At 71.8% G+C, this 14,527-nt stretch carries 15 protein-coding genes; 9 read left to right on the forward strand and 6 right to left on the reverse strand.

The features are described 5' to 3' along the window. The first annotated feature begins 82 nt into the window (after window positions 1-82). From AB0J87_RS02955 to AB0J87_RS02975, 5 genes are all read left to right on the forward strand, one after another. Complete coding sequence (locus AB0J87_RS02955) at window positions 83-2,860, forward strand: glycoside hydrolase family 3 C-terminal domain-containing protein (protein ID WP_363962374.1); 2,778 nt, start codon at window positions 83-85, stop codon at window positions 2,858-2,860. After that, a complete protein-coding gene (locus tag AB0J87_RS02960) occupies window positions 2,857-3,861 on the forward strand; it encodes a LacI family DNA-binding transcriptional regulator (RefSeq protein ID WP_363962375.1) in 1,005 nt (334 codons plus the stop codon). The genes AB0J87_RS02955 and AB0J87_RS02960 overlap by 4 nt, the downstream gene beginning before the upstream one ends. Window positions 3,862-3,955: 94 nt before the next feature. Beyond that, window positions 3,956-4,273: a gas vesicle protein GvpO gene (gene gvpO / locus AB0J87_RS02965; RefSeq protein WP_363962376.1), complete on the forward strand. Its 318-nt coding sequence runs from the start codon at window positions 3,956-3,958 to the stop codon at window positions 4,271-4,273. A 15-nt stretch (window positions 4,274-4,288) separates the two neighbouring features. Continuing rightward, window positions 4,289-5,173, forward strand: coding sequence for an RNA polymerase sigma factor SigJ (sigJ, locus tag AB0J87_RS02970; protein ID WP_363962377.1), 885 nt, complete (start codon window positions 4,289-4,291; stop codon window positions 5,171-5,173). A 66-nt stretch (window positions 5,174-5,239) separates the two neighbouring features. After that, a complete protein-coding gene (locus AB0J87_RS02975) occupies window positions 5,240-6,355 on the forward strand; it encodes an FAD-dependent oxidoreductase (protein WP_363962378.1) in 1,116 nt (371 codons plus the stop codon). On the opposite strand, the gene AB0J87_RS02980 is transcribed toward AB0J87_RS02975, so the two are convergent. Genes AB0J87_RS02980 through AB0J87_RS02990 form a run of 3 tightly spaced genes read right to left on the reverse strand, consistent with a single transcriptional unit; the run spans window position 6,324 to window position 8,160 of the window. Then, window positions 6,324-6,866, reverse strand: coding sequence for a GNAT family N-acetyltransferase (locus AB0J87_RS02980; RefSeq protein WP_363962379.1), 543 nt, complete (start codon window positions 6,864-6,866; stop codon window positions 6,324-6,326). The genes AB0J87_RS02975 and AB0J87_RS02980 overlap by 32 nt on opposite strands. Further along, window positions 6,867-7,631, reverse strand: a complete 765-nt coding sequence (locus AB0J87_RS02985; RefSeq protein ID WP_363962380.1) for a histidine phosphatase family protein — start codon at window positions 7,629-7,631, stop codon at window positions 6,867-6,869. It lies immediately after the preceding gene. Window positions 7,632-7,641: 10 nt separating this feature from the next. Then, the gene (locus AB0J87_RS02990; protein WP_363962381.1) at window positions 7,642-8,160 is read right to left on the reverse strand and encodes an AAA family ATPase; all 519 of its coding nucleotides are present in this window, start codon (window positions 8,158-8,160) and stop codon (window positions 7,642-7,644) included. Between the two features lie 94 nt (window positions 8,161-8,254). On the opposite strand from AB0J87_RS02990, the gene AB0J87_RS02995 reads away from it, so the two are divergent. From AB0J87_RS02995 to AB0J87_RS03005, 3 genes are all read left to right on the forward strand, one after another. Beyond that, complete coding sequence (locus AB0J87_RS02995; RefSeq protein WP_363962382.1) at window positions 8,255-8,812, forward strand: hypothetical protein; 558 nt, start codon at window positions 8,255-8,257, stop codon at window positions 8,810-8,812. 141 nt (window positions 8,813-8,953) lie between these two features. Continuing rightward, a complete protein-coding gene (locus tag AB0J87_RS03000) occupies window positions 8,954-9,364 on the forward strand; it encodes a RidA family protein (RefSeq protein ID WP_363962383.1) in 411 nt (136 codons plus the stop codon). A 60-nt stretch (window positions 9,365-9,424) separates the two neighbouring features. Continuing rightward, window positions 9,425-9,973 (forward strand): TOPRIM nucleotidyl transferase/hydrolase domain-containing protein, encoded by a 549-nt coding sequence (locus tag AB0J87_RS03005; protein WP_363962384.1) that lies wholly within the window; start codon window positions 9,425-9,427, stop codon window positions 9,971-9,973. Between the two features lie 78 nt (window positions 9,974-10,051). Here the strand turns inward: AB0J87_RS03005 and AB0J87_RS03010 are convergent, their stop codons facing one another. From AB0J87_RS03010 to AB0J87_RS03020, 3 genes are all read right to left on the reverse strand, one after another. After that, the gene (locus tag AB0J87_RS03010) at window positions 10,052-11,317 is read right to left on the reverse strand and encodes a hypothetical protein (RefSeq protein ID WP_363962385.1); all 1,266 of its coding nucleotides are present in this window, start codon (window positions 11,315-11,317) and stop codon (window positions 10,052-10,054) included. A gap of 238 nt (window positions 11,318-11,555) precedes the next feature. Next, window positions 11,556-13,307: a biotin carboxylase N-terminal domain-containing protein gene (locus AB0J87_RS03015; protein WP_363962386.1), complete on the reverse strand. Its 1,752-nt coding sequence runs from the start codon at window positions 13,305-13,307 to the stop codon at window positions 11,556-11,558. 24 nt (window positions 13,308-13,331) lie between these two features. Then, window positions 13,332-14,051, reverse strand: a complete 720-nt coding sequence (locus tag AB0J87_RS03020; RefSeq protein WP_363962387.1) for an SDR family oxidoreductase — start codon at window positions 14,049-14,051, stop codon at window positions 13,332-13,334. A 130-nt stretch (window positions 14,052-14,181) separates the two neighbouring features. Here AB0J87_RS03020 and AB0J87_RS03025 point away from each other — a divergent pair, with 130 nt between their 5' ends. Then, the gene (locus tag AB0J87_RS03025) at window positions 14,182-14,454 is read left to right on the forward strand and encodes a WXG100 family type VII secretion target (RefSeq protein ID WP_026214895.1); all 273 of its coding nucleotides are present in this window, start codon (window positions 14,182-14,184) and stop codon (window positions 14,452-14,454) included. The last annotated feature ends 73 nt before the right edge of the window (window positions 14,455-14,527 follow it).

Genomic DNA, 14,527 nt, shown 5'->3' on the forward strand with positions numbered 1-14,527 from the left:
GTGCACTCTTCAGTCAACCCACCGAAATGTCCGTGTAACTTCCCCAGGCCGGTCGTCGAAGCGCTTCGACAGTTTCAAAGGGATGACCATGCAAGAACCCTTCCGCGACCCAGCGATCCCGATTCCCGACCGGATCGACGACCTGGTGCGCCGGCTCACCCTTGAGGAGAAGGTGGGGCTGCTGCACCAGTACCAGGCGCCGGTCGAGCGGCTGGGCCTCGGCGCGTTCCGCACCGGCACCGAGGCGCTGCACGGGCTGGCCTGGCTGGGACCGGCCACCGTGTTCCCGCAGGCCGTGGGGCTGGCCTCGACGTGGGATCCCGACCTCGTGCGCAGGGTGGGCGAGGCCACCAGCGACGAGGTGCTGGCCTTCCACCACAAGGATCCGGCGGGCGCGGGCCGCAACGTGTGGGCTCCGGTGGTGAACCCGCTGCGCGACCCCCGCTGGGGGCGCAACGAGGAGGGTTACTCCGAGGATCCGTGGCTGACCGGCGTGATGGCCACGGCCTATGCGCGTGGACTTAGTGGGAGCGCTCCCGAAGTCCTCAAGACCGCCCCCACGCTCAAGCACTTCCTCGCCTACAACAACGAGACCGACCGCTGCACGACCTCCAGCAACCTGCCGCCGCGGGTGCTGCGCGAGTACGAGCTGCCCGCCTTCCGGCCCGCCATCGAGGAGGGCGTGGCGGTGGCGGTCATGCCGTCGTACAACCTGGTCAACGGCCGCCCCGCGCACCTCAGCCCGCTGATCGGCCAGGCGCTGCGGGCGTGGGCGCCCGACGACCTGCTGGTGGTCAGCGACGCGTACGCGCCGGGCAACCTCACCGCGCTCCAGGGCTACCACGACACGCTGCCCGAGGCGTACGCGCACGCGATCAAGGCGGGGATCGACAGCTTCACCCAGGACGACGACCGCTCCGAGGCCACGCTCGGCCACCTGCGCGACGCGCTCTCCCAGGGCCTGCTGGCCGAGGAGGACGTGGACCGGGCCGTGCGGCACGCGTTGTCGATCAGGTTCCGGCTGGGGGAGTTCGACCCGGCGACGTCGTACGACGACATCAGCGACAACGTGGTCAACTGCCCCGAACACCAGGCGCTGGCCAGGGAGGCGGCGCGGCGCTCGTTCGTGCTGCTGAAGAACGACGGGCTGCTGCCGCTCGACGGCGTGACCAAGGTCGCGGTGATCGGGCAGCTCGGCGACGCGCTCCTGGAGGACTGGTACAGCGGCACCCTCCCGTACGCGGTCACCGCCCGCCAGGGGCTGGGCGAGCGGTGCGAGACGGTGTTCTGCGAGGCCGTGGACCGGGTGACGCTGACCGCCGAGGCCGGGCCGGTGGCCGCCGATCCCGCGGGCGGGCCGCTCAGCGTGGGCCCGGGCTCCGGCTCTGAGGCGGGCACGTTCGACCTGTTCGACTGGGGCGGCGGGGCCTACGCGCTGCGGGCCGTGGCGACCGGCCGGTTCGTGTCCGTGGACGGCGTCACGCTGGTGAACGACCAGCCGGGCCCCAACGGGTGGGAGGTGCGCCAGACGTTCCGGATGGAGGAGCGGCCGCGCGGCACGCTCGCCCTGCGCCACATCTCGACCGGCTGCTACGTCGGCGCCGGCGACGACGGCGTGCTGCGCCTGGTCGACGACGCCGACCAGGCGGTCTGGCTGGCCATGGACGTGGTCAGGAGCGGCACCGACCAGGCCGCCCGCCTGGCCGCGGCGGCCGACGTGGCGGTCGTGGTGGTCGGCGACCACCCCCTCGTGAACGGCCGCGAGACCGAGGACCGCATGACGCTGGCCCTGGCCGCCGGGCAGGACGCCGTGGTGCGGGCCGTCCGCAAGGCGAACCCCCGTACCGTCATGGTCATCACCAGCGGCTACCCGCTCACCTGGACCGACGACGAGGTCCCGGCCGTGCTGTGGTCGGCCCACGGCGGCCAGGAGTACGGCCACGCCCTGGCCGAGGTGCTCTTCGGCGACGCCGACCCCGAGGGCCGCCTCACCCAGACGTGGTACCGCTCCGAGCAGGAGCTGCCCGACCTGCTCGACTACGACATCATCGCCTCCGACGCCACGTACCTGTACTTCCGCGGCGTCCCGCTCCACCCGTTCGGCCACGGCCTGAGCTACACGACGTTCGAGTACGCCGACCTGCGCGTACAACTGGACGGAGACCTGGTGCGGGCCCGCGTCACCGTGACGAACACCGGCCCGCGGCCCGGCGTGGAGGTCGTCCAGTTCTACACCCACCAGCAGCGCTCCCGCGTCAAGCAGCCGCTGCGCCGCCTGCGCGGCTTCGAGAAGGTCCGCCTGGCGCCCGGCGAGAGCCGCGCCGTCACCCTGACCCTGCCGGTGCCGGAGCTGGCGTTCTGGGACGTGACCAGGAGCAGGTTCGTCGTGGAGAGCGCGCCGCATCAGCTCATGGTCGGCCGCAGCGCCACCGACCTGCGCCTGAGCGCCCGCTTCGAGGTGGACGGCGAGAGCGTGCCGCCCCAGTCGGGGCTGCTGCGCGCGGCGGCGCACGACGAGTACGACGCGATCACGTTCGTGGACGAGACCAAGGTGGACGGCGACGCCGTCAGGTCCGACGCGGAGGGGGCCTGGATCCTCTTCCGGCAGGTCGATCTCAGCGGGGCCACGGCGTGCGTGGCGACGGCGGGCAGCGCGGAAGGCGGCATGATCACCATCCGCCGCGGCGACCCCCTCTACGGGGAGGCCCTCGCCACCTTCCCCGTCCCTAGGACCGCCCGCTACGCCTACCACGCCATCACGGCCTCGCTCGCGGCCGCGGACGGCGTGCACGACCTTTATGCCGTGTTCGAGGACGACGGCGTCACGCTGGCCCGGCTCGACTTCGGAGCCGGGGCTTGAGCGGGCGCACGGTCACGATCTCCCAGGTCGCCAAGCACGCGGGCGTGGCCGTCAGCACGGTCTCCTACGTGCTCAGCGGCAAGCGGACGATCTCGGCCGACACCAGGCGCCGGGTGCTCGACAGCATCAGCGCGCTCGGCTACCACCCCAACGCCGGCGCCCGCGCCCTGGCCAGCAAGCGCTCCAACGTGATCGCGCTGGTGCTGCCGCTGCGGGCGGGCATGCACGTGCCCGTCCTGATGCGCTTCGCCAGCGCCGTGGTGACGGCCGCGCGCCGGTTCGACCACGACGTGCTGCTGCTGACCGCCGACGAGGGCACCGAGGGCATCCGGCGGGTGGCCGCTAGCGCGCTGGTGGACGCGCTGGTGCTCATGGACGTCGAGCTGGACGACCGCAGGGTGCCGCTGCTGCGCGAGCTGGCCGAGCCGAGCGTCCTCATCGGCTTCCCCGCCGAGCCCGCCGGGCTGACGTGCGTCGACCTCGACTTCGCCGCCGCGGGCGCGCGGTGCGTGGACCACCTCGCCGAACGCGGCCACGAGGAGATCGCGCTGCTCGGGGCGCCTTCCGTGGTGTACGAGCGGGGGACGGGGTTCGCCCGGCGGACGCGCGAGGGGTTCGTGGAGGCGGTGGCCGCCCACGGTCTGCAGGGCATCGCGCTGCCGTGCGAGGACACGTTCGACGAGGTGTACGAGACCGTACGCGGCCTGCTCCTCGACCGCCCCGGCCTGTCCGGGCTGGTCGTGCACAACGAGGCCGCGGTCGGCCACGTGCTGGCGGCGCTGCGGCAGCTCGACCGCCGGGTGCCGCACGACGTGGCGGTGGTGGCGATCTGCCCCGACGACGTGGCCGAGCGGGCCAGCCCGCCGCTCTCCTCCGTGCTGATCCCGGCCGAAGAGGTGGGCAGGGAGGCGGTCCGCCTGGTCATGGACAAGCTCGAAGGCCGCGCGGTGCCCGACTCCACCCTCCTCACCCCGCTCCTGGCCGTGCGCGCCAGCACCTGACCCAAAGCGGCGTCAAGCCTGTCCGCTTTTTCGCCTCCTGGAGTTCCGCGTCCCCTTCTGCGGGCAGGCTGGCCGAGGCGAGGGGAGAGAACGCATGACTGAGCCGCGCATGCCCCCGGGGGCCGCCGACTCGGACGCGGAGGGGCTGACGGCCGTGACGGCCGGTGGGGTCGGGCTCCGCCACATCATCGATGTGACCGCGAAGGAGGGCGAAGGGGTCACGGCGGTCGAACCGGTCGAGGGCGGCTGGAAGATCGGCGTCGAGGTCGTCGAAGACCGTCGCATCCCCTCCTCGGACGACATCCTCGCCCTCTACGAGGCCCGGATCGACGCGGAGGGCGGCCTGCTGTCGTACCGGAGGCTGCGGCGCTACCGGCGCTGCGACGCGGATGGGTCACCTACAGGAGGGTGACCTAGCATCGGGTGCGTGGACGACCCTGGCGCGGAGGTGTTCGAGGGGCAGCGGGCTCGGCTGTTCGGGCTGGCGTACCGGCTGCTCGGCTCCGCCGCCGAGGCCGAGGACATGGTGCAGGAGACGTACCTGCGATGGAGCCGGGTCACCGGGCCGGTCGAGGTCCCGGCCGCCTGGCTGACCAGGGTGATCACCAACCTCTGCCTCAGCCGGCTCACCTCCGCGCGGCGGCAGCGGGAGAGCTACGCGGGCCCGTGGCTGCCCGAGCCGGTGCTCACCGCCGACGGAGCGCTCGGGCCGCTGGAGACCGTCGAGCAGCGCGAGTCCGTGTCGATGGGCGTGCTCATCCTGCTGGAGCGGCTGACGCCGGTGGAGCGGGCGGTGTTCGTGCTGCGGGAGGCGTTCGGGCACAGTCACGCGGAGATCGCCGACGTGGTGGGCATCGAGGAGGCGTACTCCCGTCAGCTCCACCGGCGGGCGCGGGCGCACGTGGGGGAGCCGCGCAAGCGCTTCGCGAGCGACCAGGAGCAGCACCGGCGCATCGTACGGCGGTTCCTGGAGGCCGCCGTGCACGGCGACGTCGCCGCCCTGGAACGGCTGCTCGCCGACGACGTGGTCGCCTGGACCGACGGAGGCGGCTCCGTGACCGCGGCCCGGCGGCCGGTACACGGGCCGGCGAAGGTGACGCGCTACCTGGGAGGGCTGGTCGCGCGGCCGGAGGCGGCCGGGGTGGTGGCCGAGTTCCTGGAGGTCAACGGGGAGCCCGCGGCGCTGATCCGCGGCCCCGGCGGCGACCTGCTGGCGATCATGACCATGGAGCTGGACGGCGACCACGTCGCCGTCGTCCGGACCACCGTCAACCCGGCCAAACTCGCCTTCGCCGGGGCACAGCTCGCCTGATCCGGGTGTGAGCACGATCACACGCCGGTCCTGTCACGGATGGGCGGGCTCGCCAGTTCAGGAACCATGACAGATCGCATCGTGGTGCTGGGAGCCGGATATGCCGGACTGGGAGCGGCCAAGCGCGCCGCACGACGGCTGCGGGGCGCCGGAGCTCGGGTGACGCTGGTCAACGCGGCCGACCGGTTCGTGGAGCGCATCCGGCTCCACCAGCTCGCCGCCGGGCAGCGGCTGCCCGACCTGCCGCTGGCCGGCCTGCTCGACGGCACCGGCATCGAGCTGGTGGTCGCCCGGGTGACGGGGATCGACCCGGGTTCGAGGACGGTACGCCTGGACGCGCCTCCGTACGAGCTCTCCTACGACGTGCTCGTCTACGCCCTCGGGAGCGCGGCGGAGCTGGACTCCGTGCCCGGGGTGCGCGAGCACGCGTACACGCTGGCCACCGCCGACGAGGCCGTCCGGCTGGGCACCCGCCTCGCCGGGACCGGCGAGGTGACCGTGATCGGCGGCGGGCTGACCGGGATCGAGGCCGCGACCGAGTTCGCCTTCACCCGTCCCGGGCTGCGCGTCTCGCTGCTGTCGGGCGGCCTGATCGGGGAGAGCCTGTCCGCGCGGGCCCGCCGCCACCTCCACCGGGCCTTCCGCCGCATGGGCATCGCCGTCCGCGAGCGCACGCCGGTCGCCGAACTCGGCCCGAACGGCCTGCTGCTGGCGAACGGGGACGAGCTGCCCGCCGAGACCGTGGTCTGGGCCGCCGGCTTCCGCGTCCCCGGCCTGGCCGCGGAGGCCGGTCTGGCCACGGACCGGCACGGACGCATGCTCGTGGACCGGTCGCTGCGGTCGGTGTCGCATCCGGAGGTGTTCGGCATCGGCGACGCCGCCGCAGTGGACCGGAGCGGGCAGGTCGCCCGGATGGCCTGCCAGACCGGCCTCCCCATGGGGATCTGCGCGGGCGACGCGGTGGCCGACCTGCTGAGCGGGCGGGCGCCGCGACGGGCCAGATTCCGGTACGTCTGGCAGAACATCAGCCTGGGCCGGCACGACGGCGTCACCCAGTTCACCCGTCCGGACGACAGCCCGCTCGACGCCGTCCTCACCGGCCGGACCTCCGCGGCCTTCAAGGAGACCATCGCCCGCGGCACCGTCTGGGCTATGCGCCACCCGGGCCCGTACCGGCCGTGACGGCCCATCGCTCATGATCCCGCCACGCTCCGTCGATGAACTGGAAGTCCGGCGAATACCCCTCCCGCCGGAAGCCGGCCCGCCTGATCAGGTTCAGGGAGGGGGTGTTGGACGGCTGGATGTTGGCTTCGACCCGGTGCAGCCCCAGCTCGCCGAACGCGTACCGGACGAGCAGCCGCAGCCCCTCGGTCATGTAGCCCCTGCCGGTCGTGGACGAGTAGGCGCAGTAGCCCAGGGTGCCGTCCTGGCGGGTGCCCCGGATGATGTGGTTCAGGTTGGCCCGGCCGACGATCGCGCCGGTGTCGACCCGGCAGATGACGAATCCCTCGTTCGCCGGGTCGTCGAAGCGTGCCATGTAGCCGTCGAAGGCCTCGTCGGTGGTGATGGGGGCGCCGGGCATCCAGCGGGCGAGCAGGTCGGCGCTCTCCCGGTTCAGGGCCAGGAATTCCGTACGGTCGCGGTGGCCGATGCGGCGGATGCCGACGCGGCCGCCCTGGGCGAGGTAGGTCACTTATCGATCTTGTCGTAAGGCCGGCCACGACGCGCACCGCCAGGACCGGCCGTCCCACTCGACCGGGAACGGCACCGCGTGCGGGAGCGGCGCGCCCCACACCTGCTCGCCCAGCCCGGGGCACAGCACGCTGAGCCCGGCGGTGAGGCTGCCCACATGCCCGACCAGAGCGACCGTCCCGCCGCCGCAGGCGGCCAGCTGACCCGGGTGTGCGGCTGTCTCGCTCGGGTGTGCGGCTGTCTCGCTCGGGTGTGCGGCGGGCTCGCTGGGGTGTGCGGCGGGCTCGCTCGGGTGTGCGGCGGGCTCACTCGGGTGGGTGGCCGGCTCGCTCGGGTGGGTGGCTGCGATGGAGGCGAAGGCGGCGACCACCCGGGCCACGACCGCGTGCCCGGTCTCGCCGTCCGCCACCGCCTCGCCCAACCGCCCGTCCACGACCCAGGAACGCAACACCTCGGCGGTACGCGCCCGGACCGCCGGGTCGGCGGTGCCCTCCAACCGCCCGATCCCGAACTCCACGAGCCCTCGCAGCGCCACCACCTCCTCCCGCAGCCCCAGCGCCCGCGCGATGATCTCGGCGGTCTGCCGGGCGCGCACCGCCGTACTGGCGTAGATCCGGATGACGCCCTCTCCCCGCAGCCGCTCGGCCGCCTCCGCCGCCTGCGCCCGCCCCTTCGGGGTCAGCTCCGCCGGTGGCAGCGCCCCGGCCACCCCGGCGACGACGTTCTCCGACTCGGCATGGCGCAGGCACAACACGCGGACACCCATGCGCCCGACCCTACGAGCCCGAGCCCCTGGCGTGCTCAAGACTCCGGAGAAGGGCGTCGAGCGACTCCTCGGGGGCCTGTCCGGCGGTGTCGACGAGGACACGTTCGCGCTCCCACGGCTCGTACTCGCGCTCGACGACCTCCCGCCAGTCAGGCGGCCGCAGGTCGGGGATGTCGATCGAGCGCGAGGCCACGCGGTGCCGATGCTCGGCGGGATCGGAGCAGACCACCTCCACCTCGGCCACCGGAACGCCCGCCTTGACCCCGACCCCCCGCCAGGCGTCGCGGGTGACGCCCAGTGGGTTCACCGACTCCGCGATCACCGTCAGCCCCTGCCTCAGGTGCTCCTCGGCCAGCGCGTAACCGACGACGTATCCGGCGGGGCCGATGGGGTGGCGGGCCAGGCCGGAGCGGACGATCGCCTGCTCGATGGTGTCGATCCGCACGTGCACCGCGCCGATGCGGGTGGCGAGGAGCCGGGCGAGCGTCGTCTTGCCTGTCGCGGGGAGGCCGCCGATGACGATGAGCATGCACCCATGCTAGGAAGCCCACCCGGCGAGCGCGGAAATTGTCACTCCCGTAGTCCAAGCTGAACCCGTCCGCTCTCGCGAAGGGGTGCCGTCCGTGTTGATCCAGGTCGCCGGCCGCCGTCGTTCGGCTGCCTCACTCGCCAAGGCCTTCCCCGGAGCCGAGGTCATCGACGTGACCTCCAAAGCGGACGAGCCATGGGTGCGGCTGAGCCCGTTCTACCCGCACGGCGGCATCCCCGTCCCGCAGACCCCCGGCGTCACCAGCCAGAGCGTCGAGGGGATCCGGCAGGCGCTCAAAGTCTTCGAGACCGCCGACGTCGACCCGGCCAAGCTCGCGATCACCACCATGACCGGCCTCAAACGCACCGTACGCAAGTACGGCCCGGTGCGCGGCCACCGCGACGGCCTCCACGGGGACCGGCTGCTGACCTACCAGGCCGCGCGGCGCCGCATCTACCTCCCGGCCTACCGCTGGGTCCTGGAGCACAGGACCGGCGATCTCGTGGAGCGCCTGCGCCTGCTCGCCGCCGACCGCGACGTCGTCCTCCTCGACTACACCACCAACGGCGACATCGACGACCCCGCCACCCCGCTCTCCCACGCCGCGCTGATCTGCCTGCACATCCAGGAGAAATGGCCGGAGGAAGACTGACCCGCAGTCACCATCAGGTTCCCCAGTCACCAAAAAGTGCGTTCTTCCATGTCAGGGCACACTCTCTTATGGTTTCTGAGTAACTACTAGAGATCACGGGCGTCCTGGTTCGGCGGACGCCCGGACAAGGAGGCAGGCGACATGGCCATCACTCTCGTCAACCCCGACGGATTGCCCAAAATCGATGTCTACCGGCAGGTGTCAATCGCATCAGGGACGAAGCTCGTCTTCCTCGCCGGACAGGTCTCCTGGGACGCCCAGGGGGTCACGGTCGGCGAAGGCGACCTCGCCGCGCAGGTCGAACAGTGCTACCTCAACGTCGCCACCGCCTTGGCCGGGGTAGGCGGCTCCTTCGACGACGTGGCGAAACTGACCGTCTACGTCGTCGACTGGACCCCCGACAAGATGCCCGCGCTCCTGGAGGGCATCTCCCGTGCAGGTGCGAAGCTGGGGGTCACTCCGGTCCCACCGGCCACACTGCTGGGCGTTGCGGCACTGGACATCCCCGAGCATCTGGTCGAGATCGAAGCCACCGCGATGCTCGGCGCATAAAAGGGGATGAACCTCTCCAGGGTTCGGTGCGAGGCTGGGCTCGTGAGCGACACGCAAACCGTGGTCCTGGTCGAGGGAGTCAGTGACAAGTCGGCCGTCGAAGCGCTGGCCGAGCGCCACGGCCGGAATCTGGCGGCCGAGGGCATCTCCCTGGTGGCGATGGGCGGTGCCACGAACATCGGGACGTATATCGGCAAGTTCGGCCCTAACGGTCGCGATCTCCGGCTGGCCGGTCTGTGTGACGTCGGGGAGGAGGGCGACTTCCGGAGGAGCCTCGAGCGCGCCGGCCTCGGATCCGACCTCAGCCGAGGCGATCTGGAGGCGCTCGGATTCTTCGTGTGCGTCGCCGACCTGGAAGACGAGCTGATCCGCGCCCTCGGCACCGCCATGGTCGAGCAGGTCGTCGATGCCGAGGGCGAGCTCAGCTCGTTCCGCTCGCTCCAGAAGCAACCCGCGTGGCGCGGGAGGGCCACCCACGACCAGTTGCGCCGGTTCATGGGGTCAGGCGGCGGCCGCAAAATCCGCTATGCCGGCCTGCTCGTCGCGGCCCTCGATCTCGATCGCGTGCCGCGACCGCTGGACATGCTGCTGGCCCACGTCGCCGGGTGAGGCCTGACGCGCGAGCGCTCCCCGCGGGCTTGTAGGCCCAGGGGGAGCGCTCGTCGTGGTTTCGGTCGGAGCTCGGGGTTACCAGTCGCCGCCGCCGAAGTCGCCTCCGCCACCGAAGTCGCCCCAGCCGCCGCCGTCTCCGCCGCCTCCGCCGAAGTCGCCGCCACCGCCGAAGTCGCCTCCGCCGCCGTCGGCGTAGCCCTCGGCATAGCCGGCGCCGTAGCCGCCGTAGCCGAAGCCGCCGCTGAGCAGGCTGCCCATCATGGTGCCGATGAACATACCGGTCATGATGTCGCCGAAGCCGCCGTAGTAGCCGTACGCGTACGGCTGGTACGCGGGCCCCGCGTCGTAGTAGGGGCGGCGCTGGCCGTCGACCATGACCTCGCGCATCTGCGGGTCGAAGCCGCGCTCCACGGCCTCGGCGTCCATCTTGCAGGCGGGCACGTCACGGACGGCGCCACCGGGCGGGGCCCAGCGGACGTCGCGGGCGGACGGGCCGTGCTGCGGGTTGAAGAAGCAGGGGGCCCGCCGCTCGGGGACCGGGTCGTTGTGGACCTTGGCCTTCACCACGGCCAGCGCGTAGCGGCCGTCCTCGAGGGTCTGGGTGACCTCGCGGACCTGCTCGGCGCGCTGGACGTTGGCCAGCTGGGTCTTGGCCTTCTCGTAGGAGTCGAGCGCCTGCTGCCACTCCTCGATGTGCTTGCCGCCCTGGCCGGCGAGCGTCACGTCGGTGTCGAGGGAGGTGATCTCCTCGCCCAGCTTGGTGACGTCCTCGTCCACGGTCTGCTTGACGGCCGCCAGGTCCTTGGCCTCCTGGATGGCCTTCTTCTTCTTGCGGTTGCTGGAGTAGAGGAAGTAGCCGCCACCGCCGACCACGACCAGGCCGCCCAGGGCGATCAGCGCGGCGGTGCCGCCGGCGCCGGGGTTGGCCTGGCTGCCGCTGTCGAGCGCGGAGCGCTTGCCGTCGACGGCGAGGTCGACGCGGTTGACGAAGTCCTTCATGCCGTCCACGACGTTGCCGGAGTTGGCACTCACCGCGAGGTTGGCCAGCCTGCCCGCGACACCCTGCTGGCGGATGGCGCTCGAGCCCGCGAACAACGTCTCGCCGTCGAGCACGGCGAACGTGGCGCGGTTGCGGCCGGCCTTCGTGAGCTCGGAGTTGAGCGAGCTCATGTACGACGCAATCGTGGAGTTGTCCAGCGTGCCGTCGGGGAGCGCCACGGTATAGATCTTGCTCTTGGCCCCCTTCAGCGCGTCACGGATCTCATCCTGCTGGTCCGACGACAGCGGTGAACCGGACTCCACGAAAAGCGGGTCCTTCTTGTCCTTCCAGTAGGACACCACCGACTGAGCATCAGGGGGTGCCGCCGCGTTGGCGGCAGGGGACAGCGCAAGCACGACGATTAGACCGGCGATCAGAGCCGCAAGCGCGGCCCCTGCTCGGCGCAGCGAGTGGGTCATTGGCAGCAAGCCTCCTTCGCCCATGAGGACGAACGAGCGGTCGGCAAAGTTCCTCACTGTCGCACGTTACCTGTCCGCGAGCGCGTGGGCGCACACCGTGGCGAAGATGCCGGAATCTCCGTCAGGTGTCCTTGATCTCACAGATCGCGGCGCCCGACGTGACCGTCTGCCCGACCGCGGCCGTGAGCCCCGTGATCGTGCCCGACTTGTGGGCGGCCAGCGGCTGCTCCATCTTCATCGCCTCCAGCACCACGACCGTGTCGCCCTCGTTCACCACGTCCCCGTCCGTGGCCACGACCTTGACGATCGTCCCCTGCATGGGGCTGACCAGCGCGTCTCCGCCCGCCGCCGACGCCTTTCCGGCGCGGGCGGCACCGCGTCGCGGCGCCTTCGCGGGCGCCGGCGCGGACGCGCCGAACCCGGCGGGCAGCACCACTTCGAGGCGTTTGCCCCCGACCTCCACCGTCACCGTCTCGCGAGCGGCGACGCCGGCGTCCGGGCCCGAGGCGATCTCCTCCTCGTACGGCGCGACCGTGTTCTCCCATTCCGTCTCGATCCACCGCGTGTGCACCGAGAACGGCGAGGAGACGAACGCCGGATCGGACACGACGGCCCGATGGAAGGGCAGCACGGTGGGCATCCCCGAGATCTCGAACTCGGCCAGCGCCCGCCGCGACCGCTCCAGCGCCTCCTGCCGCGTCCGGCCCGTGACGATCAGCTTCGCCACCAGCGAGTCGAACGTCTGCGGCACCGTCATCCCGGCCTCGTAGCCGGCGTCGAGGCGCACCCCGGGCCCGGCGGGCGGGCGCATGACGGTCAGCGTCCCGGGAGCGGGCAGGAAGTTGCGCCCGGCGTCCTCCGCGTTGATCCGGAACTCGATCGAGTGCCCGCGCAGCTCCGGGTCGCCGTACTCCAGCGCCTCCCCGTCGGCGATCCTGAACATCTCCCGCACCAGGTCGATCCCCGACACCTCCTCGGTGACCGGGTGCTCGACCTGCAGCCGGGTGTTCACCTCGAGGAACGAGATGGTCCCGTCCTGCCCCACGAGGAACTCGCACGTGCCGGCCCCGACGTAGCCCGCCTCCTTCAGGATGGCCTTGGAACCGGAGTAGAGGATCTCGAGCTGCTCCCGCGACAGGAACGGCGCCGGCGCCTCCTCCACCAGCTTCTGGTGGCGGCGCTGGAGCGAGCAGTCGCGCGTGCTGACCACGACCACGTTGCCGTGCGCGTCGGCCAGGCACTGCGTCTCGACGTGGCGCGGCCGGTCGAGGTAGCGCTCCACGAAGCACTCGCCCCGTCCGAACGCCGCGACGGCCTCGCGCACGGCCGACTCGTACAGCTCGGCGACCTCGTCCAGGTTGCGCGCCACCTTGATGCCGCGCCCGCCGCCGCCGTACGCCGCCTTGATCGCGATCGGCAGCCCGTGCTCCTCCGCGAACGCCACGACCTCGGCCGCCCCGGAGACGGGGTCCTTGGTGCCCGCGACCAGCGGCGCGCCGACCTTCTGCGCGATGTGCCTGGCCCGCACCTTGTCGCCGAGCGCGGCGATGGCCTCCGGCGGCGGGCCGATCCAGATCAGGCCCGCTTCGATGACGGCCTGCGCGAAGGCGGCGTTCTCGGCCAGGAAGCCGTAGCCGGGATGCACGGCGTCGGCGCCGGAGCGCCGCGCGACGTCGAGCAGCTTGGCGATGTCGAGGTAGGTCTCCGCGGGGGATTGACCACCCAGTGCGTACGCCTCGTCGGCGACCTTGGCGTGCAGGGCGTCGAGGTCCTGGTCGGCGTAGACGGCCACACTTCCGATCCCGGCGTCCTGGCACGCGCGGGCCACCCGTACCGCGATCTCGCCGCGATTGGCGATCAGAACCTTCCGCACCGACCTAAGTCCTTCCTGAGAGGTTCAGCGGCCCAGGTACGCGCCGCCGTTCACATGGAGCACCTGCCCGGTCACATGCCTGGCTCCCGCGGAGGCCAGGAACAGAACGGTATCGGCGACGTCGGAGGGGGTGCCGGGGCGCCCGTTCCGCGTGTTCTCCACGCGTGCCCTGATGCCGTCCTCGGTCAGCCGGCCGCGGAAGAACTCGGTGTCCAGGACGAGGCCTGGGGCGACCACGTTCGCGGTGACGCGCCGGGGGCCGAGCTCGGCGGCCAGGTCGGCGGTCCAGGACTCCAGGGCGGCCTTGGCGGCGCCGTACGAGCCGGAGCCCGTGCCGCGCGCGGCGATGGAGCCGATCGAGACGATCCGGCCGCCCTCCCTCAGGCGCGGCGTCAGCGCGGTCGTGACGAGGACGGCGGACATGAGGTTGGCGTTGAGGTTGGCCCACCAGGCCTCGGCCACGTCCGTCAGCTCGCCGGGCTGCCTGCGGTCGAGGTTGGTGTTGCCGCCGGCGTTGTTGACCAGCACGTCCACGTGCCGCGGCAGGCTGCCGAGCGCCTCTTTCACGGCGACGGGGCTGGAGGCGTCGAACGCCGCGTGCGCCGCCCCGAGCCGCGCCGCGGCCTCCTTCAGCACGTGCTCGCGGCGGCCGGTGATGGTCACGCGGTCGCCGAGCGAGACGAACGCGGCCGCGACGGCGTATCCGATGCCGGTGCCTCCGCCGGTCACCACAACCTCGCGCATGACCCGAGCGCTCCCCGAGACGAATCCGAACAGTCCTCGGGTAGACCATAGCCGCTCGGTATAACTCAGGCGACGGTAGGTGGTCACCCCTTAAGTTGAGGGCGCTTTCCCCATGTTCCAGGAGGTATGCATGAGCCAGAGCATGCTCGGCGGCGACCCCGCGGAAATGCAGCAGATGGCCAGTCAGTTCACGCAGCAGTCGGAGGCGGTCCGCACCACCATGACCGCGCTCGACCGCGAGGCCGCCAAGGTCGGCACGGCGTGGACGGGGCCGGGCGCCCAGCGTTTCCAACAGGCGTGGCAGAACTACCGCACGGCCTTCCAGCGCATGACCGAGGAGTTGCAGGAGGCTTCGCGCGTCATCGGCACCTACCGCCAGAACATCGAGTCCGCAACGAAATGAGCAACGGATCGGGGCCCTGGCAAGGGAGCCGGGGCTTCCTTCCTCCAAAGCCGAAGCCGAACCGAAGCCGAAC

Origin of the sequence: Nonomuraea sp. NPDC049625, assembly GCF_040675285.1 — a bacterium.
In the GTDB taxonomy this organism is placed as follows: domain Bacteria; phylum Actinomycetota; class Actinomycetes; order Streptosporangiales; family Streptosporangiaceae; genus Nonomuraea; species Nonomuraea angiospora_A.